Source organism: Peteryoungia aggregata LMG 23059, assembly GCF_030814435.1.
In the GTDB taxonomy this organism is placed as follows: Bacteria; Pseudomonadota; Alphaproteobacteria; order Rhizobiales; family Rhizobiaceae; genus Allorhizobium; species Allorhizobium aggregatum.
In genome coordinates this window covers 347,235-373,820 of sequence record NZ_JAUSUW010000006.1, presented here as the reverse complement: position 1 = coordinate 373,820, position 26,586 = coordinate 347,235, and the positions used below count along the sequence as shown (strand labels likewise).

Genomic DNA, 26,586 nt, shown 5'->3' with positions numbered 1-26,586 from the left:
CAATCAGGTCGCGCTTATCGACCTCCTCAAAAGACAATGACTGTCAGGCATGTCTATGAACATCTGTCAGGAATGTCTCCGGGCTTTACACTTGTCCCGAGGATCTACCGAGAGTGGCCATTCGCAGAACGATGGCTAAGGCATGCGACGTCAAACGTCGGGGCCGGCGCTCGCGTAGTAGATCCTCGGGACAAGCCCGAGGATGACGACGGAGGCGTTTCAGGACAAAGGCACGGCCCCTGCCCGCATCAACATTCGACAACGTTGACGGCAAGGCCGCCGAGTGAGGTTTCCTTGTATTTCTCGCTCATGTCGTTGCCGGTCTGGCGCATCGTCTCGATACAGGCATCGAGCGGCACAAAATGCACGCCGTCACCTTTCAGCGCCAGCGACGCGGCGGTGACCGCCTTGACGGCGCCCAGCGCATTGCGCTCGATGCAGGGCACCTGGACGAGGCCGGCGACCGGGTCGCAGGTCATGCCGAGATGGTGTTCAAGCGCGATCTCGGCAGCGTTCTCGATCTGCTCCGGCGTGCCGCCCATGACGGCTGCAAGACCGGCCGCGGCCATGGCCGAGGCAGAGCCGACTTCGCCCTGACAGCCGACTTCCGCACCCGAGATCGAGGCATTGTGCTTGATGATCCCGCCGATAGCGGCAGCCGTCAGCAAATAGTCGCGGATACCCTCCTGGTCGGCATCTGGGTGGAAATGCAGATAGTAGCGGACGGTCGCCGGCACCACACCGGCTGCCCCATTGGTCGGAGACGTCACGACACGGCCGCCGGCGGCATTCTCCTCGTTGACGGCCATGGCATAGACGGAGAGCCAGTCATTGGCGAGAACCGGATTGAGACGATTGGAGCGCCATTCTTCCTGCAGCTTGTCGTGAATTGACTTGGCGCGACGGCGCACCTTCAGGCCACCCGGCAGCTGGCCCTCCTGGCGCAGCCCCCGGTCAATACAGCTCGACATCGCGTCCCAGAGCTTGTCGAGCCCGGCGTCGAGATCCTCACGGCTTCTCACCACCTCCTCGTTGGCACGCTTCATCTGGGCAATCGAAAGCCCAGAAGCCGCTGCCATCGCGAGCATCTCCTTGGCCGAGGCAAAGGGATAGGGCACCTTTTGCGCCGAGGCCTGCTTCTTCTGCTTCTGCATGGCGAGCAGCTCGGTATCGGTGACCACGAAACCGCCGCCGATCGAATAGTAGATCTGGGTGAGCAGCACCCGGCCATCCTTGTCGAGGGCCGAGAGCCGCATGCCGTTCGCATGGCCCGACAGAGGCGTCTTCTTGTCGTAGACGAGATCGTCCTTCGGCTGGAAATGATAGGCCGGATGGCCCGATGGCGTGACGCGACCTGTTCGTTCCACCTCGGCGATGATGCCATCCATCCTATCAGGATCGATGCTGTCGGGCGCTTCGCCCATCAACCCGATGATCACGGCATTGCCTGTGCCGTGACCGATGCCGGTATAGGCAAGCGATCCATGCAGGCTCGCCTTCAGCGCTGCGACATGGGCGCCAGCCGGGCGCGGCCACTGGTCAGAGAGAATGAGATCGAGAAACCGGTTGGCCGCCGTCATCGGACCCATGGTGTGGGAACTCGAGGGGCCGACGCCGATCTTGAACACGTCGAAAACCGAAAGAAACATGGGGCTCCTCGCATGCGGGATAAGAAAGCGCAAAGGCTAGAGCATCGCCTAGCACGAATGCGCCTTGCAATCGACATCGGCTTTCATGGCCGCGACATGGCAGAGATGGTGTTTTACCCCTAAAACGCAAACAGCGCGGTCGAAACGACCGCGCTGCCTGTTCAATCGCCTGTGGCGGATGTCAGATCGTGCCGAAAAGGTAGGCCAGGCACATAACGCCGGCAAAACCCATCAAGGCACGGAAGGTGACACCCCAGCACGACTTCTGGAAACTGCCTTCCATGGAAACTCCAAACGAGGTCACATCACAAGGAAAGCCGTCCCCCGACCGCTTTCTGGAGATCCATCTATTAAAATCGGCGGGATTTCGCAACTGCAAAAATGGCAAAAGGAAGGCGCCAAACGCGAGGCAGGCATGCGTCGGGCGCATGGATGAGTGAAATTTCAATAAGATAGAGAAGCATTTCCTTAACCCCACGGCCTGACATCCTGCCCCATTTCGGGCCAAAATCTTTCAAGTGGTTAATTCCCGTTGTGGAGAAGCCCGCAGGCGGGATAATGCCGCACGCGATCAGGCACTGGGGATTCGCCGCAATGACCATCATCGACTACAGCGCCATGGTGCTTTTTGTGCTGCTCTGGCTCGCCTATGCCCGGATCACCGGAGACCAGCAGATCCTGTCGCGCACCAGCCTCACCAAGGCCATGGCCGAGCGACGGCGCGAATGGATCCTGAACTCGATGAACCGCGATCTGAAGATGATCGACACCCAGATCATGGGCGGACTGCAGAACGGCACAGCCTTCTTCGCCTCGACGACGATCTTCGCCATCGGCGGCTGCTTTGCCCTCCTCGGCGCGACCGAACAGGTCGACGCGATCCTCAAGGACATCCCGTTCATCGTCCAGGGCGGTCGCGCGACGTTCGAACTCAAGGTCTGCGGCCTGATCGCGCTCTTTGCCTATTCCTTCTTCAAGTTTGGCTGGTCCTATCGCCTGTTCAACTATTGCACCATCCTCTTCGGCACGATCCCGATGGCAGAGGAGGCCAAGCAGGATCCCAAACGCGCCATGGAAGCCGCCGAACGGACGATCCGGATGAACATCATCGCCGCAAGCCACTTCAACATGGGCCTGCGCGCGATCTTCTACTCGATCGGCTATCTCGGCTGGTTTGTCAGCCCCTGGGTTTTCATGCTGGCCACGATCCTCGTGTTCATCGTCCTGCTGCGCCGCCAGTTTTTCTCGGAGGCCCGCCTTGCTCTGCTGACGAACAACGGTAACTGAAACCAGGAACGCGCGTTCGGGGCCATGAATTTGCCGTCTTTGGACACGACCGGCGAAACGGTGCGACGGGTATCCGGCAACCCGTGCCGAATCGAGACCTGAAGGAAGACTGCGTGGCAGACAACTCCGCCCCCCAATCCATATCCGGCCGTCCCCGCCTGCCCTCGCTCGATGCCCTGCGCGGTTTGGCCCTGATCGCCATGGCTACCTATCATTTCAGCTGGGACCTGGAATTCTTTGGCTATCTGGCGCCCGGCACCTCAACGGAAGGGTTCCTGCGGCTCTATGCCCGCATGATCGCCTCGAGCTTCCTCTTCCTGGCTGGCTTCAGCCTCGTGCTCGCCCACCACCCGGAACTCCGGATCCGCCCCTTCCTGCGCCGCCTCGGCATGATCCTGATCGCTGCCGCAGCGATTTCGGCCGCCACCTACTGGTTTACGCACGATAGCTGGATCTTCTTCGGCATCCTGCACGCGATCGCGCTTTCGAGCGTCATCGGCCTATTCTTCGTCAAGACACCGCCACTCCTGACGATGCTTCTGGCCGGCGTTGCCATCGCCCTGCCTGAGCTGCTGCGGTCGCCCATCTTCGATACGCCGTATCTTTGGTTCCTGGGCCTGTCCGAGACCCTGCCGCGCTCAAACGACTACGTCCCCCTCCTGCCGTGGATCGGCGCCCTGCTGGCGGGCATCGCCCTTGCCCGATTCATGGTCGACAGCAACAGACTGGCGCTGCTGGAAAGATTGCCAGCCGGACCCACATGGCTGCGCTGGGGTGGGCGGCATTCGCTGACGGTCTACCTTCTGCATCAGCCGGTCCTCATCGCTGGTCTCTATCTGGTGAGTCTCGTGGTGCCACCACCGGCCATCGATCCCGTCACCGGCTATGTCGGCAGTTGCAAGGCGAGTTGCGTCGAACAGGGTAACGAGATCGCGCTTTGCCAGCGCTTCTGCGCCTGCACGCTCGAGCGCCTGCAATCGGAAGGCCTGCTTGCGCCTCTCCAGTCTGGCGCAATCCTGGCCGATCAGGATCAGCGTATCCAGACGCTGGCCGAAGAGTGCACGTTGAGGAGTCAGTCAGCGCCGTAAGGGGGAGTTCGTCATGAATGCCTACCGTGCGAAGCCACTGAGATATCCCTGGCCACCGATGCTCTATCTGACAGGCATCGCCGCCGCCATGCTGGCCGGACGGATCGCGGCGCTTGCGCCGATCCCCTCGCCGCATCCCATGATGATGCCTGCAGCCGGGCTGGCGATCGGCCTCCTTGCCGTGACACTCGACATCTGGGCGGTCCGGACCCTGATGGAGCGACAGACACCGGTCATTGACAGCGCCTGCGCCCGCCATCTGGTGACCTGCGGCCCCTTCCGGTTCAGCCGCAATCCGATCTATCTCGCCTATACGCTGTTCACCGTGGCCCTCGGCCTGATCTCCGGCAACAGCTGGTTCTTCCTCGCAGCGCTAATCTCGGTCACGGCAACCCGACTGGTCGCCATTCCCAGCGAAGAGCGCCATCTGGAGGCACGTTTCGGATTCGATTACGAGCGCTATTGCAAGCGTACCCGGCGCTGGATCTGATCCGCACCGCGATCACTGCAGGAAACGGCAGCCGGGCAAATCAGGTGCCGACGCCGATTTCCACCAAGCGCGTGAGGCAGGCTTCTTCGGCCTGATCGAGTTCCGACAGGGTCTCGTCGATGTCGCGGCGCTTCTGGCGAAGCTCGTCGCGCTTCTCGTCGATCTTCTTCATCATCAGCTTGAGCTGGCCGATCTCGCCCGGCGGCTCCTTGTAGACGTGAACGATTTCGCGGATTTCGGCGATTGTGAAGCCGATGCGGCGACCGCGCAGGATTTCCTGCAGAAAACGACGGTCAGCGGCACGGTAGAGGCGCGTGCGACCGCGACGTTCCGGATGCAGCAGGCCCTCGTCCTCGTAAAACCGCAGGGTGCGCGTCGAAACACCGAATTCACGCGTGAGCTCTGTTATGCTATAGTATTTCTTCACGGTCATCCGATCCTGTACTGGAGACCATGATATTGACTTTTACGTACAAGTCAATTTTTCGCCCAGCCATTCGCCTATAACGCAGCCCTTGAGGGCGCGCGGGCTGTGCCCTGCATCACATGAACCACCAGGTGGCAAGGCCGAGAAAGGCAAAGAAGCCGGTGATGTCGGTGACTGTGGTGACGAAGACCGCAGACGCGACCGCAGGGTCCGCACCGAATCGGTCGAGCGCGAGCGGAATGAGGATACCGGCGATGGCAGCAGCCATCATGTTGATCAGCATCGCGGTCGCGATGATGCCGCCGATATTGACATCCTGGAACCAGAAGCCGGCCACGGCCCCGATCAGAAGACCGAAGATCACCCCGTTGAGAAGCCCGACGCCTGCCTCGCGGCGCACGACGCGGAAGGCATTGTGGATGTCGAGATTGCGGGTGGCGAGCGCGCGGACCGTCACGGTCATGGTCTGAGAGCCGGCATTACCGCCCATGCCCGCCACGATCGGCATCAGCACAGCGAGCGCCACGATCTGCTGGATCGTCGCCTCGAACAGCGAGATCACCGAGGCGGCCATGAAGGCGGTGACCAGATTGACCGCAAGCCATGGCACGCGCGAGCGGGAGGTCTCGCCAATGCTGTCGGAGAGTTCTTCGTCGCCGACGCCGCCGAGGCGCAGCAAGTCCTCCTCCGCCTCTTCCTGGATGACGTCGACCACGTCGTCGATGGTCAGCACGCCGACAAGCCGCTCGTTCTCGTCGACGACGGCCGCCGACAGAAGGTCGTATTGCTCGAAGACCTGCGCCGCCTCTTCCTGGTCCATTTCGGCCGGGATCGGGTGGTTGGTCGCATGCATGATGGTTTCGATCTTCACCTGGCGCTTGGTGCGCAGGATGGCATCGAGATTGACCGCGCCGAGCAGCTTGAAGGTCGGGTCGATGACGAAGATCTGGGTAAAGCTCTCCGGCAGGTCTTCCTCGTCGCGCATGTAGTCGATCGTCTGGCCGACCGTCCAGAAGGGCGGCACCGCGACGAATTCCGTCTGCATGCGGCGACCGGCCGAGCTTTCCGGGTAATCGAGCGCGCGGCGCAGGCGAACCCGCTCGGTAAACGGCAGCTGCGCGAGGATCTCCTCGCGGTCCTCGTCGTCGAGGTCTTCGAGAATGTAAACGGCGTCGTCCGAATCGAGCTCGCCGATAGCAGCGGCGATCTGCGCATTCGGCATCTGGTCGACGATCTGCATGCGGATCGCTTCGTCGACTTCCGTCAGCGCCGTCATGTCGAAATCGTCGCCGAGCAGGCGGATCATTGCCAGACGCTGGTCGGGCTGGATCGCCTCGATGAGGTCACCGAGTTCCGATTCGTGCAGCTTGGCGACGTATTGGCGCAGGAAAATGACGTCGCGATCGGCGATCGCGGCGCCGACCATGGTCAGGAAGTCGTGGCGAACCGAGCCTTCCTCGTCATAGATGTCGTCCTGCTTGTCTTCGGCCGCCGGGCGGTCGAGAATCTCGTCGTCGTTCTCTGTCATCCCAACCTCACGCTTTGCGGCACCATGCCTCGACGACCCGGAGAATGGCCGCAAAAACCCTCAAGTCAACAAGCAGATAGCGGAAAAACGCGCATGGCTGTGCAAAGCACCGCGCTTCCTGCTAGCGTGACCGACAGGCCACAGCCGATTGCCCGGACACACCGCCAGAAGTGAGCTTACCGTGACCCGCCTGACCATTCGACGCTATCCCGATCCGGCCCTGAAAGCGGCGGCCGAACCCGTCACCGACTTCGGCCCTGAGCTCGCGACGCTTGCCGATGATCTCTACGAAACCATGAAAGCCGCCCCCGGCGTGGGCATTACCGCACCCCATTGCGGCATCCTCAAGAGGCTGACCGTCATCGACCTGCCGGAACTCGGCGGACGGCACGACTATGTCAATCCGGAGATCCTCTGGTTCTCGAACGACGTCATGACCCACACGGAGGGCAGCGTCTCGATGCCAGGCATGACGGACGAGGTCACGCGGCCAAAAGCGGTGCGCGTGCGCTACCAGACACTTGAGGGTGCGGTGGTCGAGGAAGACCTCGAGGGCTTCGCCGCCATCTGCATGCAGCACGAGGTGGACCAGCTCGGCGGCATCTTCTGGATCCAGAAACTGTCCCGCCTGAAGCGGGAGCGTCTCCTGAAGAAATGGGAAAAGACGGCCCGCTGACGGACGCGGCCGAACAAAGCGGAAGGCCCGGCGTTATCCCGTCACCAGAGTGACGAAGGAGCCCCCCGATGGCCAAGGACGACCGCAAGACCGAATTCTCCCGCGAAGACGACTATCGCGATTATGATCAGCGCAATATCGGCGAAGGCTGGCCTTATGCCGATGGTCCGGGTGCGACAGCATCCCCCGTTGACAACAGCGGCTACGGCGAGACGGGTGCCAACTTTGACCGGGAGCGCAATGAGGGCTTCAGGGTCGAGTCGGTCACCGGAGAAGGCTTCGAGCCGGATCTCGCGACGCCTGACGCCCCGACGACCGAGGGCCGCGAGGATGATGACCAGCTCGAATCGGACATTTCAACCGCGCTCGAAGGCTCTGACGACACGGTCCTGACGGGCCTCGACATCCACGTCGACGGCCATGTCGTGACGCTGCGCGGCGCTGTCGACAAGGTCGAGGAGCGCCGGGTGATCGAACTCAAGGTGCTGGCCGTGAACGGTGTCCGCGAGGTGAAGAACTTCGTCACGACGCTGGGGGTAGACAGTCACATTCCCGACGATGGCGATTGAGCAGCCTTACCCAGCAGCGCTCTGGCGAACGGCCCAGGCCAGAGCGCCAAGGGAGAGCCCGATCGCGATGAGGTTGATGCCCAGAATCAAACCGACGAGCCAGAGTGCCGCCACCGGCATCGAGGCCAGCAAGATCAGGGACAAAGCGATCGACAGGAAGCCGCTGATCAACATCCAGGTCCAGCTTGGCAGGGGGCGAACCGTCATCGCGAAGACCACCTTGGAAATACCCTCGATCATCAGAAATACGACCATAAGCAGGGACAGCAGCAGAAGGCCTTCGCCGAGATTGCGCAGCAGCAGGATACCGAGCAGCACCGCAAGCACGGCGGACGTGAACTGCAGCCAGAAATTCGGCGCGTGGCGGGCACTGATCAGTCCGAGGCACTGGATCAGGCCGGTCAGCACCATCAACCAGCCGAAGGTGACAACCGCCGCGGCGGACGAGACCACCGGAAACAACGCCGCGAAGATGCCAGTCACCACCAGCAGTGCCGCCTCAACGAGATGGAACGTCGCATGCTTGCGCACGGACTGACGCACCGCTTCACGATAGACCTGGGCTGCAGCATCGAGTGAGATGGTCATGGACCGCCCCTTTCGCCGGGCATCGGCCAGGCAGAATGCAGACGAGGATGGCCGGCGGCGCATCATTGGCATTGCACCGATGATACGCCGCATTGAACGGTCGGTTCAATAGGCCGTCCAGCCTCCGTCGGTCGCGTAGATGCCGCCGGTAAAATTGGACGCCTCGTCAGACAGCAGGAACAACATCATGCTCACCTGCTCACCCACGGTCGCAGGGCGATGCTTCTTGTCGGTATAAGCGAGGATGCTGTCGATCTTGATGCGCCCCATGGTCGGTCCGGTCGCGGCCTGCGAGGCGAGCGCCACCAGTTCGCCGGCACGCGCCACCATCGGCGTATCGGTCGCCGCCATATTGACCGAATTCACACGAATGCCGTAGGGCGCGTAGTCGATCGCCGCATTGCGGGTCAACCCGGTGACGGCATGTTTGCTCGCCACATAGGCCGGATTGCCGGATAGCCCAGTCATGCCGGCGATGGAGCCCACATTGACGATCGCTCCGCCGGCGCTCTGCTTGACCAGCTGCTTCAACTGCGCCCGCATGCTGTAGAACACGCCGGTCACGTTCGTCTTGAATACATTGTCCCAATAGAGGTCGCCGGCCTCGTGAATTGGCGCGAAGATCAGGTCGCGCTGCTTCTCGTAATTGATCGGATCACCCGAATAGACGCCGTCCATCACCCCGGCATTGTTGAGAGCACCGTCGAGCTTGCCAAACTGCGATACGGCCTGGGCAACGGCCTGCTCCGAGACGGCGGGGTCGCCGACGTCACCGAACACGAAAGCGCTCTTGCCGCCGCCGGCCAGAATGGAATTGTGCGTCGCCTCTCCGAGATCCTTGATCCAGTCGACGCCGACGACATTGGCGCCTTCACGTGCAAGCCGGATCGCCGCTGCCTGGCCCATGCCGCGCGCCGAGCCGGTCACGATGAAGGTTCGACCCGCGAAGCGGTTGGAGATGAAGAAATCTTCAGGCGTGGGCGTAATACCGACAACGGCATTGCCGTCGGCTCGGCCGCCCCCCATCTGCGCACTGGCCGTATTTCCGGCAACGCCGTCCATCACGGCACTCCCAGCGACAGCACCGGCCGCAAGCGACACGCCCTTCAACAAATCACGTCTGTCCATTCCGGTATCCTCCTCAGTGAGTGGTCAAATCAGAATGCCACGCGCAGAAACGCCATCGCACTCCACCAGGTATCGGCATCACCCGAGATCGCCTCCTTGACCGCATCGCCAGGAAAAGTCGCCGCGATATGGCCCTGCAGCATCACCTTGGGGGAAATGAACCACTTGGCCGTCAGGTTGGCCTCGTAGCCAAGCTCTGTCGAGCCGAGGAATGACAGAGCCGGGTTGCCACCCAGATTCGTGGCGCTGTCAGCCGTGAAAATCCAGAACTGCGGAACCAGCTCGACCATGGGGCTGGGCCGCAGACGCAATTGCAGACGGTGTGCGACCAGGTTGCTGTCCTGGAACACCTTGAAATGGTTGATCCCCTGCACCCACTGCTCGCCGTTGCCGCCTGAGAGCAGCGGATCCCAGCGTTCGAACCGGGCGGTGTCGGGATCGTCGCCCGAAAACTGAGCGTAGCGGTAGCTCACCACGGGCTGCCACGCGAGTTCGGAGAACTGGTAACCGACTTCGGCCGCCAGCGCTGTCGCGTGCATGTCGAAATTCTCGTTTCGCTGCAGGGCAAATTCCACATTGCCGAAGAAGTCGCCATTCGGTTGATCCCAGCGTATCCGCCCGTTGAATACCTCAAGCCCATCACGGCTCAGCGTGGCCGTGGCCGGATCGGGCGTTGCCTGGGCAAAGTAGGAATAGTCGGACTCAAGTACCCGGATATAGCTGCCGCCAAGCTTGAATCCGGCGCCGACCGGCGTCTCGACGTTCAAACCCACCATGCGCGTCCGGGAATCGACCACCGGAAGCTCGTCCGGGTCGAGATAGAACAGTTCGATAAGGCTGTTGTTGTAGCGCAGCTGGCCGAGCACCAGCATGTCGGCGGCCCAACGCGGGTTGGACTGCAGGGCAGCTCGCTCATCACCGTTGGAGGCCGAATTGCCGATGATCATGCTGTCCGCGATGGCATAGCGCTTGCGCCCGACGGAGGCGTTCCAGACCAGACGGTCGCCCGAGTCATAGGTTTCACCACCGACCAGACCGACATAGGCGTCTTCGACACCGAAATAGGCGCGGCTTTCGTCGGTGAACAACTCGGTTCCCGCCGACCCGCTCACGATGCCACTCAGGCCGCCATAGGCATAGATGTCGTCGCTCAGAGGCGTCAACCCGTAGAGCCCCGTGTGGATGAAGCCTTCGCCCCAGCCGCTTGCGCCGCTTCCGGCCGTATCACCGGACGCCAGGGGGTTACCGTCAAGGAACAGGTCGGGGCGTCCATACCAGGCGTCGACATTGCCATAGAGCATCGACAGGGTCTCAAGCTTGGCGACGATAATGGTGCCTTCGCTGTCGTAGAGGATCGGCAGATCCTTGGTGTCTCCGCTGACCAGATATCCCCGATCCGCGCGCAGGATCCTGTCGCTGAGCGTCGCGTTGATCGTCAGGGCGACCCCACCCGAACGCCCGGAACCGACCTCGAGTTCGGCCGACGCCACCGGCGCCTGACGGCTGGCCCTGGCAATCGCGATTTCCAATTCGGCACGATTGAAAGTTGCACCCGGAAACAGGCCGATGTTGCGCCGGATCAGATCGATGACCCGGTCGTTTGCGGCCGCATCGGCAGAGGGATTGGCGAGAACGACATCAATGCTCTCTATAAGTCGTCCCTCGTCAGACGACGGGGTCTGTGCATGGCCAAGGCTCGCCGTAAGCGAGCCGACAAGGACCAGAACCGCAAGGCGGAGGACGGGAGGGAATGTCCCGAAGGACAACGAACGCGGAATACGGCCTGAAGCAAGCACCCATGCACAGACAAGTCTTTGATACATGACACCCATCGCACACCCACCCAACACGAGATTAGCCTAGGCAGCCGTAAATCATTAGCAATGCATGAAAATCATATACAAGAAATTGCAGAATTTCTAGAGATGCAAGCAACGCATCATATGGCCGTGCGGGGGGAAGTTGAACAGGCGGCCCGCCATCCGGGCAACAAAAAACCCGGCTCGAAGGCCGGGTTCTTTTTTGGTGCGGTCGAGAAGACTCGAACTTCCACGGGTTGCCCCACAGCGACCTCAACGCTGCGCGTCTACCAATTCCGCCACGACCGCATCGTGGTAGGCGCCGAATTGCTCCGGCGGGGCTGCATGTAGCAAAAGCATTCCGGGTCCACAAGCCCGCCATGACAGATTTTTGAAAATTCGTCCCACCCAGTGGAAAAGCCCTCAGGATGGGGGTGGCTGGAGCCCTTGAAGTCCGGGGCTTTTCTTGCCAAATAAAGGAAAAACAAGGCTTTGCGCCTATCCACAGCCGAAGGCAAATTTCATGCTCCGCACTGATCTCGACCTTTCCATGCACGCCCAAGAAGGCTCCGCCCCGGTGCGCTGGCGAGTCGCCGACGGACTTGTAGGATATGAGGACGCGGTTGCGGAGATGGAGCGGCAGGTGGCCGATATCGCCGACGGCAAGGCCGACGAACTGGTCTGGCTGGTGGAGCACCCTGCCCTCTATACCGCCGGCACGAGTGCCGATTCCAAGGACCTGATCGAGCCGGATCGCTTCCCGGTCTTTGCCACCGGCCGCGGCGGCGAATACACCTATCACGGCCCCGGCCAGCGCGTTGCCTATGTCATGCTCGACCTGAAACGGCGCCGCCAGGATGTCCGCGCCTATGTGGCAGCACTTGAAGAGGTGGTCATCCGCACGCTCGACAGCATGAACGTCAAGGGCGAGCGCCGTGAAGATCGCGTTGGCGTCTGGGTGCGCCGTCCGGAAAAGCCCACACTGCCGGATGGCACCATGAGCGAGGACAAGATTGCAGCACTCGGCATCCGGTTGCGACGCTGGGTTAGCTTTCACGGGCTGTCGATCAATGTCGACCCGGACCTGTCCCATTTTGGCGGGATCGTACCTTGCGGGATCTCCGCCTATGGCGTGACCAGCCTGGTTGATCTTGGCCTGCCTGTGATGATGGCGGATGTCGACATCCGATTGCGCGAGGCATTCGAAGACGTCTTCGGCGCGACAACGAACGAAGGCTGAGAGCTTACGCCCGTCCCATGACGGGCCCGTCGAGATCACCGGCATCCCGCCGACGCTCGTCGCGCTCTTCGTAAGTTTCGATCTGCCGGGCGATTTTCTCGATGAGGCGCCCGCATTCGAGATGGGCATCGGTCAAGCGCTGCAGTTCAAGCTTCAGGGCTTCCAGCGGCAAATCTCCCGATTCCTGGATCGGACCCGAACCGACCCCCGTCATCAGCCACATGGGCGAAACACCGAGAATGCCTGCGAGATCGATGAGGCTCGACGGACGGGGCTCCGCGCGGTCGGCTTCCCAGGCGAGAAGGTTGTCGCGCTTCACGCCGATGCGATTAGCAACATCGGCAAGCGATAGACCGGAGGCGTCACGCGCCGCGGAAAGGCGCCCTCCAAGCGTGTCGTCACTCGAATCCGTCATACGGGAAAAACGCTCGCGTGCGGGCATTCGCGACCTCCTGATCGTTCGGTTCCGTCGAGCCGAGTGCCAACGGATGACAAAGTTCCGATCTCACATCGCTACATTAGCGGATGCATAGACCCCGCATCTTTCCCGGCGCGCCACCCACGAGTGCAAACCCGCCACATGGCCTCAGCCTGAAGATGCGTACAAACGCCTGATAAACGCGAAGGTCGTTCCTTTGTTCCCGAGTTTCTTTCACTTGATCACAAGGGGCGGGTCATGCTTGTTCAGCGAACGCAGCACGCTCCTCTTTTTCCGAGTCTCTTCCATGCAAAGCTCGTCTTCCACTCCCTTTCGCGGCATGGTCCTGATGGCGGGCTGCATGCTCGTCCTGCCGGTGATGGACGCGATCGCCAAATACATGGCGACGGTGGAGGGCATGTCACCGGGCCAGATCACCTTCTATCGCTTCTTCTTCCAGCTGGCCTCGGTGCTCCCGGTGCTGATTGCGATCAACGGCATGGGCGCCTTCTCGGCCAAGCGCCCCTGGATCAACCTGTTGCGCGGCGCCATCCACGGCGCGGCAAGCCTGATGTTCTTCATGGCCGTCAAATACATGCCGCTGGCCGATGTCTTCGCGATCTATTTCGTCGAGCCCTTCATCCTGACGGCGATGTCGGCGGTTTTCCTAAAGGAAAAGGTCGGCTGGCGCCGATGGTTGGCGATTGCGGTCGGCTTTGGCGGTGCGATGATCGTCATTCAGCCGAGCTATGAAGTGTTCGGGCTGACGGCGCTGCTTCCGGTCGCCTGCGCCTTCCTCTATGCGCTCTACATGTTCCTCAATCGCGCGATCGGCGAGGCCGATTCACCGATGACCATGCAGACCATGGCAGGCATCGGGGGAACGCTGTTCATTGGGGCGACGCTGTTGCTCGGAACCGCAGCCGGAGATGCGGATTTCGAGATTGCGCTCCCGACCTCCGCCCTTGGGCTCGGGCTGCTGATCATTCTGGGTGCGATTTCCGGCTACATTCACCTGCTCGTCGTCAGGGCCTTCCGCATGGCGACCCTCTCGGTGCTGGCGCCGTTCCAGTATTTCGAAATCATTGCGGCGGTTGCCCTGGGCTATCTCCTGTTCGACGAGTTTCCAACGCCATCGAAATGGCTGGGCATCCTGATCATCGTGGGTTCGGGTCTCTTCATTCTCTGGCGGGAGCAGAAGCGGGCATCCCCCTCTCAAACGGTGCCGGAATCAGGGTAAGCCACGCGGCAGGATATGTTGCATTTGAGCGATTCCATCGATGGAAACGTAAGGCTTCTCGCTTAGGTTGGGCCAATCAATCCTCACCCTTGGGAGAGCCTTCTTGGCGACACATCAGGCCGCAGTCTTTCTGGCCGCGTTCAACCTCGCCCTGCTGTGGCTCCTGATGGCAGCCCCGCTGGGGCGCCGGACGATCCGTGTGAGCCGGATCATCCGCGAGCGCCCGGAAGAACTCTGGAACATCACGCGGCCCGCCGGAGACCTGACGGCCTGGCACCCGAACGTGATCTCCGTTGAGCCTGTCGACGGCAAGCCTGATCTGATCGAGTTCGCCTATCGGAATCCGGATCGCCATGGTCATCCGAGCCGACGCACCATGATTGTCGATCGCACCGCCATGACCGCTGGCACCTGCTTTTCCTGCGACCTGAGGGTAGTCGGCGACAGCACGCTCGATCAAACCTTCTGGGAAGGCTATCGGGAAAGCCGGAAGGTCGAGCGCGCGCCGCTGGGCAGCCGGGTCACATTCGAGCAGACGGACAATTATCGCGGCCTTGCCTTCTATCTCTTCCGCAAAATGGCGCTGTCCCGCGAACTGGCCTCGCTGAAAGACCATGTCGAGGAACGCCACAGCTCCGGCTTCCTCCATTTCGAGCATCCGGCCTGGCAGACGGTGCTGGTCATCATCTCCACCCTTCTGCTCTGGCCCTTCTTCAGCCTGACGGCGACAGGGCTGATGATGTCGGTTTTCCTGACGCTGGTCATCCTCTTGCACGAACTCGGGCACATGGTTGCCTACCGCGCCTTTGGCCATCCTAGCGTCCGGATGATCTTCGTGCCGCTTCTGGGCGGGATCGCGATCGGTGGGCGGCCCTATAACAGCCATTTCGAGGTGGCGACATGCGCCCTGATGGGAGCGGGCTTTTCCGCTCTGCTGGTTCCGATCCTGGTCGCAGCGCACCAGTCGGTGCAAGGCATTCCGCATCCGGCGGCCATGGACGGTCCGACGCTTGTCTTCCTCGTCATTCTCGGCGCCTTCAACCTCTTGAACCTGCTGCCGACCTACCGCTTCGATGGCGGACAGGTTCTGCGCCAGGTCTTCGAAGGGCAAAGGGCGCTCGCCATCACCAGTTTCGTCGTGACAGGCGTGATCCTTTGGACCGGCTGGCGCATCGGTCTGGGGGCGCCGATGCTGATCGGAGGCCTGATGATCTTCATCTTGCTCAGTCTGATCAGGACGAAATCAATCAAGCCGCGCGAGGCGCTGGTGCCGATGAATGCGGCCGAAAGGCTGATGACCGGCTTTGGCTACTACGCAGCGCTCGCGATCCATGCCTATGCCGTCATCTATGCCTGCGACAGGTTGTTTGATTGAGGCGCACCATTACCGCCAAAGCTTGACATCGCCGGGCGATCAGGTTCCAAGAAGCGCATGGACACCGAGAACACACCCCTCTCCGCCGGCTATCACGATGTTGCGCCCAACATGCTGGCGACGATCGTCACCTGCCTTGAAATGACGGCGAGGCCCGCGCCACGCGCCAATCCGCCGACGGATGGATTGACGGTCGAGCGCTGGCATTCGCCGTCGCTCAATGACTATCGCGCGCTCTATCGCCGGGTCGGCGAAGACTGGCTCTGGGTCTCGCGCGCAGTGATGGCCGACGATGCTCTGCTGGCGATCATCGGAGACCCCGCAGTCGAGATCTATGCCATGATGCGAGATGGCGAGCGGTTGGGCCTGCTGGAACTCGACTTCCGCGAGGCCGGGCAATGCGAACTGTCCTTCTTCGGGCTCGACCAGAGCCTGATCGGCGCTGGCGCAGGGCGCATCCTGATGAATGTCGCGATCGAGAAGGCCTGGGAGAAACCCATTCAGCGATTCTGGGTGCACACCTGCCATCTCGACCACCCGGCCGCCCTTGCCTTCTACCAGCGCTCAGGCTTCAAACCTTACAAGCGCATGGTCGAGATCTTCGAAGACCCGCGTCAGACCGGGAAACTGCGGGCGGATGCCGCTCAGCATTTCCCGATCCTGAAGTCTGAATAGCCAAGAAAAATCAGACTATTGATAAAATCCGGCTCGCCCCTTGAGCCGGATGGCAATGCCGTGCGAAAGTCCGGCCCAACGATTTGTCAGGGAGAAAAACCATGGATGTTCGCGCCGCCGTCGCCGTTCAGGCTGGAAAGCCGCTCGAGGTCATGACCGTTCAGCTGGAAGGCCCGCGCGCGGGCGAAGTGCTGATCGAGGTCAAGGCCACGGGGATCTGTCACACCGACGATTTCACCCTGTCGGGTGCCGATCCGGAAGGTCTGTTCCCGGCGATCCTCGGCCATGAAGGTGCAGGCATCGTCTGTGATGTCGGCCCGGGGGTCACCTCGGTGAAGAAGGGCGATCACGTTATTCCGCTCTACACGCCGGAATGCCGCGAATGCTATTCCTGCACCTCGCGCAAGACGAACCTTTGCACGGCGATCCGCTCGACCCAGGGCCAGGGTCTGATGCCTGATGGCACGAGCCGATTCTCGATCGGCAAGGACAAGATCCACCACTATATGGGCTGCTCGACCTTCGCGAATTACACGGTCCTGCCGGAGATCGCGGTCGCCAAGGTCAACCCAGACGCGCCCTTCGACAAGATCTGCTACATCGGCTGCGGTGTCACGACCGGGATCGGCGCTGTCATCAACACCGCCAAGGTCGAGATCGGCGCAACTGCGATCGTCTTCGGCCTCGGCGGCATTGGTCTCAACGTGCTGCAGGGCTTGCGCCTTGCCGGTGCCGACATGATCATCGGCGTCGACATCAACCCGGATCGCAAGGCCTGGGGCGAGAAGTTCGGCATGACGCATTTCGTCAATCCGAAGGAAGTCGAAGGCGATATCGTGCCGTATCTCGTCAACATGACCAAGCGCAATGGCGACCTGATCGGCGGCGCCGACTACACCTTCGACTGCACCGGCAACACCAAGGTCATGCGCCAGGCACTCGAAGCCTCGCATCGCGGCTGGGGCAAGTCGGTCATCATCGGCGTTGCCGGTGCCGGCCAGGAGATCTCGACACGTCCGTTCCAGCTGGTCACCGGTCGCAACTGGATGGGCACGGCCTTTGGCGGCGCGCGCGGCCGCACCGACGTTCCGAAGATCGTCGACTGGTACATGGAGGGCAAGATCCAGATCGACCCGATGATCACCCACACCATGCCACTCGAAGACATTAACAAGGGTTTCGACATGATGCACAAGGGCGAGAGCATCCGGGGCGTCGTAGTCTATTGATCACGGGGCCTGCCTACACGGTCGATGTGCAGAGGCTCGATGAGTTCTCCGCCGTCGACCTCTACGCCATGCTGAAACTGCGCGTCGATGTCTTCGTCGTCGAGCAGCACTGCCCCTATCCGGAGCTGGATGGCAACGATATCGACTGCCTGCATCTGCGGCTGCTGGATGGCGATGACCTGCTCGCCTGCGCGCGGCTATGGCGCCCGACGCCCGAGCATCATCCGCGCATCGGCCGCGTCGCGGTGTCGCCCAACCATCGCGGCAGGCGGCTGGGCGAAGCCTTGATGCGCGAGGCAATTGCCGAGGTGGAGAAGCGCCATCCCGGCGAGCCGATCGAGATCTCGGCGCAGAGCCATCTGCAGAAGTTCTACGGGTCGCTGGGTTTCGAGGTGATCTCGGAGGAGTATCTGGAGGATGATATTCCGCATGTCGATATGCTGCGGCGGGGATGAGCTTCCCAATCGAGTGAGCTTCAGGCAGGCTATCGCCGGGAAGGTTCTTGCCGGTAGATGCATTCGTGGCTACAATTCATTTCGAATGGGATGACGAAAAGAATACGGCGAACATCGCCAAACACGGCCTGAGCTTTGATCGGGCCTGCAGGATTTTCGATGGCATCGTCATCAGTGCGCAAGACGACAGGCGCGATTATGGCGAGGTTCGCTTCAACAGTATCGGCAAGCTCGACGAAACTGTCGTTGTCGTCGTCACTCATACGGACCGGCATGACCGAATCCGCCTGATCTCGGCCCGACCAGCCAAACGAAAGGAAAGGGAGCGTTATGCAGAAGCGCTTCGACAAAGAACTCAGTCTTGAGGAGCTAGCCAAGCTGGATGACGACGAGATCGACACGAGCGACATCCCAGAACTCGACGACACCTTCTGGCAGAACGCTGTCCTTGTGGAGCCGGAAGGCACCGAGCAAATCACGCTTCGGGTCAAGAAGTCAGTGCTGCAGGTGTTTCGCGCCACGGGCAAGGGGTACCAGACCCGTATGAACGCTGTGCTCGAATCCTATGCCCGAAGCCTGAAGAAGTAAGTTGATGCCCGAAATCTATGTCGATGCCGATGCCTGTCCAGTGAAGCCGGAGATCCTGAAAGTCGCCGAACGCCATGACCTGCCGGTGACCTTTGTGGCGAATTCGGGCTTGCGGCCGTCGCGAGATCCGATGGTGAAGAATGTCATCGTATCTGGCGCCTTCGATGCGGCGGATGACTGGATTGCCGAGCGCTGCGGCGAAGGCGATATCGTCGTCACCGCCGATGTGCCGCTGGCCGGGCGCTGCGTGGCGGCAGGCGCCCTCGTCACCGGGCCGACGGGTCGGATCTTCGACACGGCCAATATCGGCATGGCAACCGCCATGCGCGATCTCGGCGCCCATTTGCGCGAGACTGGCGAGAGCAAGGGCTACAACGCCGCCTTTTCGCCGCGAGACCGTTCGGCTTTCCTCGAAACGCTTGACAGGCTCTGCCGCCGGATCAAGAAGTAGGTCCTCATCCAACGGCCAGAACGGCGGCGCGACGCTTTGAAAAATATGATGAATTCAGTGCTGGATCATCGCTACCGCTCATTCATGGTGGCGGGCGTTGTTGCACTCGCGGCTCTGCCCTTCGTCGCGATTTACGAACCCGATGTCACCATCGAGCTGCCGGCCATCCTGTTTTTCACTGTCTATCTCAGCCTCGCCTTTTTGCGCCTGAGGCGCCTGACGCCGGCCTATCTCAGACAGCGGGCCGATGTCGCCGATGCCCCGGCCTTCGTCATTCTCGGCGTCACGGGGCTGGCGATCGTTGCGGCCATCGGCGCGCTGTTTCTGGCGCTGAACCGGGAACAGCAGGCGGGTGCGCCGGAGCTTGCTCTCGCCGTCGCCGCCGTCGTGCTTGGTTGGCTGACGATCCACACCATGGCGGCGATGCACTACGCCCATGTGTACTGGAGGCCCTCCCGCGCGCATGAAAACGGGCGGCGCGGCGGGCTCGACTTTCCCGGCACACCAGACCCCTGCGGTCACGATTTCCTCTATTTCTCGCTGGTCATCGGCATGACGGCACAGACCTCGGATGTGGTGATCACCTCGACCGCCATGCGCAAGCTGAACCTCCTGCATGCCACGATCTCTTACTTCTTCAACACCGTGCTGGTGGCCGCCGCTGTGAACGCGGCCGTGTCGCTCGCCGGCTGACCATTCCCAAGACAAGGAAGCTTCCCGATGAACATTCTCTCCCAGAACACCGCCTTCGGCGGCATGCAGGGCGTCTTCTCGCACCAGTCGGAAGCGACCGGCACCGAGATGACCTTCGCCGTCTTCGTGCCGCCGCAAGCGATCGCAGAAAAGCGCCCGGTGCTCTGGTATCTCTCAGGCCTCACCTGCACCCATGCAAACGTCATGGAAAAGGGCGAATACCGCCGCATGGCCGCCGAACTGGGTCTGATCGTGGTTTGCCCCGATACAAGCCCGCGCGGCAATGACGTCGCCGACGAACTCACCAACTGGAAGATGGGCAAGGGTGCGGGCATGTATCTCAATGCCACCGAAACGCCCTGGGCCGAGCACTACCAGATGTATTCCTACATCACGGAAGAGCTTCCCAGCCTGATCGCCGAGCAGTTCCGCGCCGATATGAGCCGCCAGGGCATTTTCGGCCATTCCATGGGTGGCCATGGCGCGATGACGATTGCGCTGAAGAACCCTGAGCGCTTCAAGAGCTGCTCGGCCTTTGCCCCGATCGTCAGTCCGCTGACGGCGGACTGGACGCAGGATGCGTTTGAGAAATATCTCGGCGCTGACCGGGCCAAGTGGCGCGAGTACGATGCCTGCGCGCTGGTCGAGGACGGCGCCCGCTTCCCGGAATTTCTTGTTGATCAGGGCAAGGCGGACAGCTTCCTGGAGACAGGTCTCGCCCCCTGGAAGTTCGAAGAGGCAGTGAAGGGTACGGATATCGACCTGACACTCCGCATGCACGAGCGTTATGACCACTCCTACTACTTCATTTCGACCTTCATGGAGGATCATCTGAAGTGGCATGCGGCGCGGCTGGGGTGAGGCGGCAGTCTCAAGTGCAACCAATGGCGGCGCCTATTCCATATACGTGCTTAACGTGTATCATTCACCTCATTTCTTGGGGAGGAAACGGGGCATGTCACAGAAGCACATCATTCTGATCCATGGGCGGGCGATCAAACCGTCCGAAAAGGCGATGATCGATCTCTCACGCCGCGCCATAGCCAGCGGGCTGAGCAGGGCGAAGCGACAACCGGCAGCGCAGCTGTTCGAAAGCAACAAGGTCAAATTCTCCTTTTGCTATTTCGGAGACATCAGCAACGAAATCCTGGCCCAAAACAGCAAAACGCAGCGTGACAAGTTGACGGAGATGGATCCGGTCAGAGGCAAGCCTTGCTTTCCAGCCCAGCCGTTGCATGAGGCTTTTGCGCTGACCGACGCTCTGCGGACCTTTGACAAGAAAACCTACGCGCAGGTTCTGAGAGACGCCGACGATCTGCGTTTGCTGGACGATGCCGCCGACATGGTAAGTTTGTTCGGCAGTCTCTTCACGGCCGGGATCCTGAACAAATGGGCAATCGACAAGGCAACCGCCGATCTCGGCGCCTATCTCACCTCCCATAAGGTCGGGTCCGATATTCGGGCCCGGCTTGGGGACATCCTCGCGCCCGCGATCTCCAAGGGCGATGATGTCTGCCTCCTGGCGCATAGCATGGGCTGCATGATCTCCTATGATGTGCTTTGGAAATACGCCCGCACGAGCGAATACACCGAGCTTCGCAAGAAAGAGAATCCGGTAAGACTTTGGATGACGCTCGGCAATCCCCTCGGAGAGGATGGCGTGCGGCACAACTTGCTGGACGGCCGCTATGTCGAGACGGAAAAATATCCGATTCACATGGTTCGGGAATGGGCGAACTTCTACGCTCAGGACGATTTCGTCGCCCATATCGAGAAGATCGCCCCGATCTACAACAAGATACCCGTCAACGGACGCCCAAAAAGCATCACCGACAGCCATATCTACAATTGCTGGCACTACAAGGACGTGAAACGGAACCGGATGACTTCCAACCCCCACGACCTCTATGGCTATCTCATGCATCAATCGGTCGCCGGACGTCTCGCCGACTGGCTGGAGGCGCCCTGAGACAGACAGGCTGCTCCGGCCGATCTCGCTCACACCCGCCGATAAACGAACCGCTCGAAATCTGCCGGATTGCAGCGTCCGGTGATGTCAAAGCAGAACATGCCGGCAAACGCGCCGGTAAACGAGCCGTGTTCGCCGAAGCCGCCTTCGTCGGAGACGACGCCGGCGTCGAGGACGGGGCCGATGGCCTGCCATGCGCCTTCGCCTGCGACCCGCCAGAAGAATTGCAGGTCGTTGTCGGTGATCTCCATAGCGAGATCCACGGCACCCTCGGGGATCGACTGGCCCATGCCGATCGGGAAGGTCAACTTGCCGGAGGGATAATCGCCCGGGCAGGAGAGGATGATCAGCGAACGGCCGAGTTTTTCGTCCGTGGAGATGCCGAGCGCGTGAAACTTGTAGCGGTTGTAGTAATGCGTCAGGCCTGCGACCTGTTGGTAAGTGTCGGGCGAGAATTCGAGACGGGTTTCGGCGCGGAAACGGTGATGCTCCTGGCGGCGGGCGACCAGCGATTGTTCGAACCAGGAGCCGATGCTTTCGCGCCCAAAGAGGCGCAGGCGCCCTGCCCGCTCGGTGAGGCTGAACAGGCGTTCGGGATGCGGCGTGCGCAGCCACTGGAATTCGGATGGTAAGTCGGGACTATCGAAGGTCCTTACGATCTCGACGGGTTCCTCGCGCTTGATCGCACCATTGGGCGCCGGCACCTCGACGGATGGCACGACGCCGCCCTGTTCGAGATAGAGCCAGCCGTCTTCCTTCCACACACATTTCTGCAAGCCCGTTTCGCGACCGAGCGTGCAGCGGCGCTTCGGGGCCATGGGGCGGCCGCAGAGATGGGTGTGGTAGACCTGGCCGTCCGGCGTCTCGACATATTGGCCGTGGCCGGCGCGTTGCAGCACCGCCTCCGGGTTGTCCTTTGAGGTTATGAGATGCGTGTTCGGATGCATCTCGTAGGGGCCGTCGATCGAGCGGGAGCGCGCCATGGTCACGACATGGTCGTAGCCGGTGCCGCCCTCGGCGGTCGTCAGGTAATACCAGCCATTGCGCTTGAAGAGATGCGGACCTTCGACCAGGCCCTGTTGGCTGCCCTCGAAGATGTTCCTGATCGGGCCGATGAGCTTTTGCGTCTTCGGATCCCATTCCTGCAGCAGGATGCCGTCGAACTTGGCATGGCCGATGGTGTTGCGCGCCTCGGGGCGGTGGTTCCACTGCATGTTGGTGAACCACTTGCGGCCGTCGTCGTCATGAAAGAGCGAGGGATCGAAGCCGGAGGAATTGACATAGATGGGGTCCGACCACGGGCCTTCGATGGACGGTGCCGTGACAATGAAGTTATGCGCGTCCTTGAAGGAGCCTTCGAAGCGTTTGACGTCGGTATAGACGAGCCAGAACAGACCGTCGGCGTAAGACAGGCACGGCGCCCAGACGCCGCCGCTATCAGGATTGCCGCGCATGTCGAGTTGGCTTGCGCGGTTGAGCGGGCGGGTGACTAAGTCCCAGTTCACGAGATCGCGTGAATGATGGATCTGGACGCCGGGATACCATTCGAAGGTGGAGGTGGCGATATAGTAATCCTCGCCCACGCGGCAGATCGAGGGATCCGGATTGAAGCCCGGCAGGATGGGGTTGATGATCATGGCGTGTTTCCTCCTGCCTGATGGCATATTGATTGGGAAAGCAGCCCCTCATCCCCCTGCCGCGACCTTCTCCCCGCAAGCGGGGAGAAGGCGAAGACGGTGACCGCAGTGACCTTCTCCCCGTTTACGGGGAGAAGGTGGCGGCAGCCGGATGAGGGGCACCTTCCAGACGGCGTTACTTCTTCTTCCGCGGCGGGCCCTTGCGCTCGGCGGACGCAGCCCAGATGTTGATGTCGGCGTCCTTGGCGAAGACGTCGATCTCGGCGAGTTCTTCCACCGTGAAATCGGGCGTTTCGATCGCCTTGACGCAGTCCTCGACCTGGGAGGGCTTCGACGCGCCGATCAGCGCCGTAGTGATGCGCTTGCCGCGCAGCACCCAGGACAGCGCCATCTGGGCAAGCGTCTGGCCACGCCTCTCGGCGATGCGGTTGAGGCCGCGGATGTTTTCGAGATTGCGCTCGTTGAGGAAGCCCGGATCGAGCGACTTGTCTTGCGTCGCGCGGGTGCCTTCCGGAATTCCGTTCAGATACTTGGACGTGAGCATGCCCTGCGCGAGCGGCGAGAAGACGATCGAGCCGACGCCGAGGTCTTCCAGCGTATCGATCAGCCCGTCTTCCTCGATCCAGCGGTTGATCATCGAATAGCTGGGCTGATGGATGAGAAGCGGCGTGCCGAGGCTCTTCAAAATGGCATGAGCTTCGCGGGTGCGCTTCGAATTGTAGGAGGAGATGCCGACATATTGCGCCCTGCCCGAGCGTACGATGTGATCGAGCGCGCCGCAGGTTTCCTCAAGCGGCGTGTCGGGATCGAAGCGGTGCGAATAGAAGATGTCGACATAGTCGAGGCCCAGGCGCTTCAAGCTCTGGTCGCAGGAGGCAACAAGATATTTGCGGCTGCCCCATTCGCCGTAAGGACCCGGCCACATATTGTAGCCGGCCTTGGACGAGACGATCAGCTCGTCGCGGTAACCGCGAAAATCGGTCTTGAGGATTTCGCCGAAGGCTTCCTCGGCGGTGCCGGCCGGTGGGCCGTAATTGTTGGCGAGGTCGAAATGGGTAATGCCGAGGTCGAAAGCCCTACGGCAGATCGCCCGCTTGGTGGCATGGGCCGTGTCCTGGCCGAAATTGTGCCACAGGCCGAGCGAAATCGCCGGCAGCTTCAGCCCGCTCTTGCCGCAGCGATTATAGGTCATCCGCTCATAGCGGTTTTCGGCGGGGGTATAGGTCATGAATGGTTCTCTCCCAGAAGGTCATGGTCGCATGATTGCCCCTCATCCCCCTGCCGGGACCTTCTCCCCGCATGCGGGGAGAAGGGGGCAAGACGCCGGCCGCACCGGCCTTCTCCCCGCTTGCGGGGAGAAGGTGGCGGCAGCCCCGGCGCAACGCGTTGCGCCTGAGATGAGGGGCAAAGCTCCCCCTTATCTAAGCAGAGCTTGCGCTTCGTCGATACCCAGAGCAGCCGGTTGGGTGCAGGTTGTCGACAGGGTTACGAATTCACCCGTCTCGCCGGACTTCAGGATCGACACCATGACGTCGACGCCGTGCAGCGTTCGGTCGAGCGAGCAGCGGGCATCGCGGCCTTCGAGGATCGCGACCGCCATGTCGGCGAGGCCGGCCGTGCGGTAGTTGGCGCGCGGACCTTGCGGGCTTTCCTGGTTGTTGCGGCCGAAGGGATGGTCCCAGGCTTCGAGGGGCTGGATGTTCTTGTCGCGGCCGGAGGCCTCCACGACCCCGCCGAAGAAGTTCGGGTCCGGCACGTAAAGCGAGCCTTCGGTGCCGTAGAGTTCCATATTGGCGTGGCGGTGGCTCCAGACATCCCAGCTGGCGGACAGCGTGATCGTCGCGCCGTTCTGGAATTCCAGAAGCGCATGGATGTTGGTCGGCGTCTTCACCGGGATCACCTCGCCATTGCGCGGCTGGCTGGTGATGGTGCGGGTCTCGTTGGCCAGCGAGGTGAGCGCTGCGACACGCTTCACCGGGCCGATCAGGTTGATCAGGTTGGCGATGTAATAGGGGCCGAGGTCGAGGACCGGGCCGCCGCCGGGCAGGAAGAAGAAGTCCGGGTTCGGGTGCCACATCTCCATACCGGGGCTCATCACATGGCAGGTGCCGGAGGTGACGCGGCCGATGCCGCCCTTGTCGATATAGGCGCGGGCCAGCTGATGCGCACCGCCAAGGAAGGTGTCCGGCGCGCAGCCGACCGACAGGCCCTTGGCCTTGGCGATCGCGCGCAGGTCTTCGCCCTGTTCGAGCGACAGCACCAGCGGCTTTTCCGAATAGACATGTTTGCCGGCTTCGAGGATGCGCTTGGAGACCGGGTAATGCGCATCCGGGATCGTCAGGTTGACGACGATGTCGATCTCGGGATTGGCGAGGAGCTCATCGATGGTCTGGGCCTTGACGCCATATTCGGCGGCTCGGGCTTCTGCCGCGGCCGGATTGAGATCCGCGCAGGCAACAACCTTCAGACCGCGAAACAGCGGTGCCAGCGAGAAGTAAGTGGTGGAGATATTGCCGCATCCGATGATGCCGACGCCGAGTTCGCGTGCCATGGGAAATGTCCTGCTTGCTGCGAGTGGTTCAATAGGTCTTGAAGGAAGCGATCGAACGGGTGATCAGCCGGTCGATATCCCTTGGATTGTCGTGTTCGACGACAAAATGCTTGACGCGGGTGCTCTTTAGCGCCGCAACCAGGCCCTTCCAGTCGACGGTGCCATGGCCAACATCGGCCCAACCGTCTTCATCCGCGTTCTCGCCTGCCGGTGCGATGTCCTTCACGTGGACGGCGCTGATGCGCTTGCCGTAGCTTTCGATCCAGGCAAAGGGATCGGCCTTGCCTCTGATAACCCAGGCGATGTCGGCTTCCCAATCGAGCTCCGGACCGCCAGCGAAGATCTGTTCCTGTGGGGTCGATCCGTCCGGCAAGTTTACAAATTCGAAGTCGTGATTGTGCCAGCCGAAGACCAGGCCGGCATCGCGCAGCGGCTTGCCGGCCGCCTGCAGGCGCTGGCCGAAGGCGAACCAGCCGGCCGCATCCGAGGGACGCTGGTCGGGCATCAGATAGGGGCAATAGACGGCTTCAATGCCGAGCGTCTTGGCGATCTTGATGACACGGGCCGGATCATTCTCGATCATGTCGAGGCCGAAATGCGCGGTCGGCATGGTCAAGTGGTTCTGGTCGAGCTCCTTGCGGAAAGCATCCAGCTCGCCATCGGCGAGTGACGCATAGAGGGCGCCATAGCCCTCGACCTCACCGTAACCGGCAGCCTTAAGCTTCGGATAGATGCCGCTGAAGGGCTGGAAATTGCGGGCGCTGTAAAGTTGGAAGCCGAGTTTGGTCATGGGGTATTCCTCCTCGTGTTTCCCTGGATCGGGCGCCCAGGGCTTG

Annotated in this window: 28 protein-coding genes and 1 tRNA gene; 17 read left to right on the top strand and 12 right to left on the bottom strand. The window is 61.4% G+C overall.

Features of this window, described 5'->3' with window-relative positions:
* Positions 1 to 248: 248 nt before the first annotated feature.
* A complete protein-coding gene (locus tag J2045_RS13005; protein WP_307373294.1) occupies positions 249 to 1,649 on the bottom strand; it encodes an L-serine ammonia-lyase in 1,401 nt (466 codons plus the stop codon).
* Between the two features lie 594 nt (positions 1,650 to 2,243).
* On the opposite strand from J2045_RS13005, the gene J2045_RS13000 reads away from it, so the two are divergent.
* The 3 genes from J2045_RS13000 to J2045_RS12990 all read left to right on the top strand — a co-directional run bounded on the left by J2045_RS13000 (position 2,244) and on the right by J2045_RS12990 (position 4,514).
* On the top strand, positions 2,244 to 2,936 hold the full coding sequence (locus J2045_RS13000; RefSeq protein ID WP_307373293.1) for a DUF599 domain-containing protein: 693 nt from the start codon (positions 2,244 to 2,246) through the stop codon (positions 2,934 to 2,936).
* A gap of 113 nt (positions 2,937 to 3,049) precedes the next feature.
* Positions 3,050 to 4,024: an acetyltransferase domain-containing protein gene (locus J2045_RS12995; protein ID WP_307373291.1), complete on the top strand. Its 975-nt coding sequence runs from the start codon at positions 3,050 to 3,052 to the stop codon at positions 4,022 to 4,024.
* 13 nt (positions 4,025 to 4,037) lie between these two features.
* Positions 4,038 to 4,514: a methyltransferase family protein gene (locus tag J2045_RS12990; RefSeq protein ID WP_166599795.1), complete on the top strand. Its 477-nt coding sequence runs from the start codon at positions 4,038 to 4,040 to the stop codon at positions 4,512 to 4,514.
* Between the two features lie 40 nt (positions 4,515 to 4,554).
* On the opposite strand, the gene J2045_RS12985 is transcribed toward J2045_RS12990, so the two are convergent.
* Together J2045_RS12985 and mgtE are read right to left on the bottom strand one after the other, a co-directional pair.
* Positions 4,555 to 4,947, bottom strand: a complete 393-nt coding sequence (locus J2045_RS12985; protein WP_054149681.1) for a MerR family transcriptional regulator — start codon at positions 4,945 to 4,947, stop codon at positions 4,555 to 4,557.
* A gap of 109 nt (positions 4,948 to 5,056) precedes the next feature.
* Complete coding sequence (gene mgtE / locus J2045_RS12980; protein ID WP_102020145.1) at positions 5,057 to 6,469, bottom strand: magnesium transporter; 1,413 nt, start codon at positions 6,467 to 6,469, stop codon at positions 5,057 to 5,059.
* Positions 6,470 to 6,650: 181 nt separating this feature from the next.
* On the opposite strand from mgtE, the gene J2045_RS12975 reads away from it, so the two are divergent.
* Positions 6,651 to 7,145, top strand: a complete 495-nt coding sequence (locus tag J2045_RS12975) for a peptide deformylase (RefSeq protein WP_307373286.1) — start codon at positions 6,651 to 6,653, stop codon at positions 7,143 to 7,145.
* A 68-nt stretch (positions 7,146 to 7,213) separates the two neighbouring features.
* The gene (locus tag J2045_RS12970) at positions 7,214 to 7,714 is read left to right on the top strand and encodes a BON domain-containing protein (protein ID WP_307373283.1); all 501 of its coding nucleotides are present in this window, start codon (positions 7,214 to 7,216) and stop codon (positions 7,712 to 7,714) included.
* Between the two features lie 6 nt (positions 7,715 to 7,720).
* Here the strand turns inward: J2045_RS12970 and J2045_RS12965 are convergent, their stop codons facing one another.
* The 4 genes from J2045_RS12965 to J2045_RS12950 form a co-directional block, all read right to left on the bottom strand.
* Positions 7,721 to 8,302 (bottom strand): HdeD family acid-resistance protein, encoded by a 582-nt coding sequence (locus J2045_RS12965; protein WP_307373281.1) that lies wholly within the window; start codon positions 8,300 to 8,302, stop codon positions 7,721 to 7,723.
* Positions 8,303 to 8,407: 105 nt separating this feature from the next.
* A complete protein-coding gene (locus J2045_RS12960; protein WP_307373279.1) occupies positions 8,408 to 9,430 on the bottom strand; it encodes an SDR family NAD(P)-dependent oxidoreductase in 1,023 nt (340 codons plus the stop codon).
* A gap of 29 nt (positions 9,431 to 9,459) precedes the next feature.
* Positions 9,460 to 11,253 (bottom strand): alginate export family protein, encoded by a 1,794-nt coding sequence (locus J2045_RS12955; protein ID WP_307373277.1) that lies wholly within the window; start codon positions 11,251 to 11,253, stop codon positions 9,460 to 9,462.
* Positions 11,254 to 11,453: 200 nt separating this feature from the next.
* A tRNA-Leu gene (locus J2045_RS12950) sits at positions 11,454 to 11,538 on the bottom strand.
* Positions 11,539 to 11,752: 214 nt separating this feature from the next.
* Here J2045_RS12950 and lipB point away from each other — a divergent pair.
* Positions 11,753 to 12,469 carry a lipoyl(octanoyl) transferase LipB gene (lipB, locus tag J2045_RS12945; RefSeq protein ID WP_307373275.1) on the top strand — a complete coding sequence of 239 codons (717 nt, stop codon included), beginning with the start codon at positions 11,753 to 11,755 and terminating at the stop codon, positions 12,467 to 12,469.
* Positions 12,470 to 12,473: 4 nt separating this feature from the next.
* Here lipB and J2045_RS12940 read toward each other — a convergent pair whose 3' ends face one another.
* Positions 12,474 to 12,911: a helix-turn-helix domain-containing protein gene (locus J2045_RS12940; RefSeq protein WP_307373273.1), complete on the bottom strand. Its 438-nt coding sequence runs from the start codon at positions 12,909 to 12,911 to the stop codon at positions 12,474 to 12,476.
* Between the two features lie 283 nt (positions 12,912 to 13,194).
* Here J2045_RS12940 and J2045_RS12935 point away from each other — a divergent pair, with 283 nt between their 5' ends.
* From J2045_RS12935 to J2045_RS12885, 11 genes are all read left to right on the top strand, one after another.
* On the top strand, positions 13,195 to 14,127 hold the full coding sequence (locus tag J2045_RS12935; RefSeq protein ID WP_307373271.1) for a DMT family transporter: 933 nt from the start codon (positions 13,195 to 13,197) through the stop codon (positions 14,125 to 14,127).
* Between the two features lie 103 nt (positions 14,128 to 14,230).
* Positions 14,231 to 15,502 (top strand): zinc metalloprotease, encoded by a 1,272-nt coding sequence (locus J2045_RS12930; protein WP_307373269.1) that lies wholly within the window; start codon positions 14,231 to 14,233, stop codon positions 15,500 to 15,502.
* A gap of 57 nt (positions 15,503 to 15,559) precedes the next feature.
* Positions 15,560 to 16,177: a GNAT family N-acetyltransferase gene (locus J2045_RS12925; RefSeq protein ID WP_307373267.1), complete on the top strand. Its 618-nt coding sequence runs from the start codon at positions 15,560 to 15,562 to the stop codon at positions 16,175 to 16,177.
* A gap of 101 nt (positions 16,178 to 16,278) precedes the next feature.
* Positions 16,279 to 17,406, top strand: coding sequence for an S-(hydroxymethyl)glutathione dehydrogenase/class III alcohol dehydrogenase (locus tag J2045_RS12920; RefSeq protein WP_307373264.1), 1,128 nt, complete (start codon positions 16,279 to 16,281; stop codon positions 17,404 to 17,406).
* Entirely contained in the window at positions 17,406 to 17,861 is a 456-nt protein-coding gene (locus J2045_RS12915; protein ID WP_370873109.1) for a GNAT family N-acetyltransferase, read from the top strand. The genes J2045_RS12920 and J2045_RS12915 overlap by 1 nt, the downstream gene beginning before the upstream one ends.
* A 65-nt stretch (positions 17,862 to 17,926) precedes the next feature.
* Positions 17,927 to 18,226 (top strand): BrnT family toxin, encoded by a 300-nt coding sequence (locus J2045_RS12910; RefSeq protein ID WP_307373346.1) that lies wholly within the window; start codon positions 17,927 to 17,929, stop codon positions 18,224 to 18,226.
* Positions 18,192 to 18,449 carry a BrnA antitoxin family protein gene (locus J2045_RS12905; protein ID WP_307373259.1) on the top strand — a complete coding sequence of 86 codons (258 nt, stop codon included), beginning with the start codon at positions 18,192 to 18,194 and terminating at the stop codon, positions 18,447 to 18,449. Before J2045_RS12910 ends, J2045_RS12905 begins: the two co-directional genes overlap by 35 nt.
* Positions 18,450 to 18,453: 4 nt before the next feature.
* Entirely contained in the window at positions 18,454 to 18,900 is a 447-nt protein-coding gene (locus tag J2045_RS12900; protein ID WP_140827743.1) for a YaiI/YqxD family protein, read from the top strand.
* Between the two features lie 48 nt (positions 18,901 to 18,948).
* Complete coding sequence (locus J2045_RS12895) at positions 18,949 to 19,593, top strand: DUF1345 domain-containing protein (protein ID WP_307373258.1); 645 nt, start codon at positions 18,949 to 18,951, stop codon at positions 19,591 to 19,593.
* Between the two features lie 27 nt (positions 19,594 to 19,620).
* Positions 19,621 to 20,454 carry an S-formylglutathione hydrolase gene (gene fghA / locus J2045_RS12890; RefSeq protein WP_307373256.1) on the top strand — a complete coding sequence of 278 codons (834 nt, stop codon included), beginning with the start codon at positions 19,621 to 19,623 and terminating at the stop codon, positions 20,452 to 20,454.
* Positions 20,435 to 21,562 carry a hypothetical protein gene (locus J2045_RS12885; protein ID WP_307373253.1) on the top strand — a complete coding sequence of 376 codons (1,128 nt, stop codon included), beginning with the start codon at positions 20,435 to 20,437 and terminating at the stop codon, positions 21,560 to 21,562. The genes fghA and J2045_RS12885 overlap by 20 nt, the downstream gene beginning before the upstream one ends.
* Before the next feature lie 29 nt (positions 21,563 to 21,591).
* Here the strand turns inward: J2045_RS12885 and J2045_RS12880 are convergent, their stop codons facing one another.
* The 4 genes from J2045_RS12880 to J2045_RS12865 all read right to left on the bottom strand — a co-directional run bounded on the left by J2045_RS12880 (position 21,592) and on the right by J2045_RS12865 (position 26,540).
* Complete coding sequence (locus tag J2045_RS12880) at positions 21,592 to 23,199, bottom strand: glycoside hydrolase family 43 protein (protein ID WP_307373252.1); 1,608 nt, start codon at positions 23,197 to 23,199, stop codon at positions 21,592 to 21,594.
* 175 nt (positions 23,200 to 23,374) lie between these two features.
* The gene (mgrA, locus tag J2045_RS12875) at positions 23,375 to 24,427 is read right to left on the bottom strand and encodes an L-glyceraldehyde 3-phosphate reductase (RefSeq protein ID WP_307373250.1); all 1,053 of its coding nucleotides are present in this window, start codon (positions 24,425 to 24,427) and stop codon (positions 23,375 to 23,377) included.
* A 189-nt stretch (positions 24,428 to 24,616) separates the two neighbouring features.
* Entirely contained in the window at positions 24,617 to 25,750 is a 1,134-nt protein-coding gene (locus J2045_RS12870; RefSeq protein WP_307373248.1) for a Gfo/Idh/MocA family protein, read from the bottom strand.
* 28 nt (positions 25,751 to 25,778) lie between these two features.
* On the bottom strand, positions 25,779 to 26,540 hold the full coding sequence (locus tag J2045_RS12865; protein WP_307373246.1) for a sugar phosphate isomerase/epimerase family protein: 762 nt from the start codon (positions 26,538 to 26,540) through the stop codon (positions 25,779 to 25,781).
* Between the last annotated feature and the right edge of the window lie 46 nt (positions 26,541 to 26,586).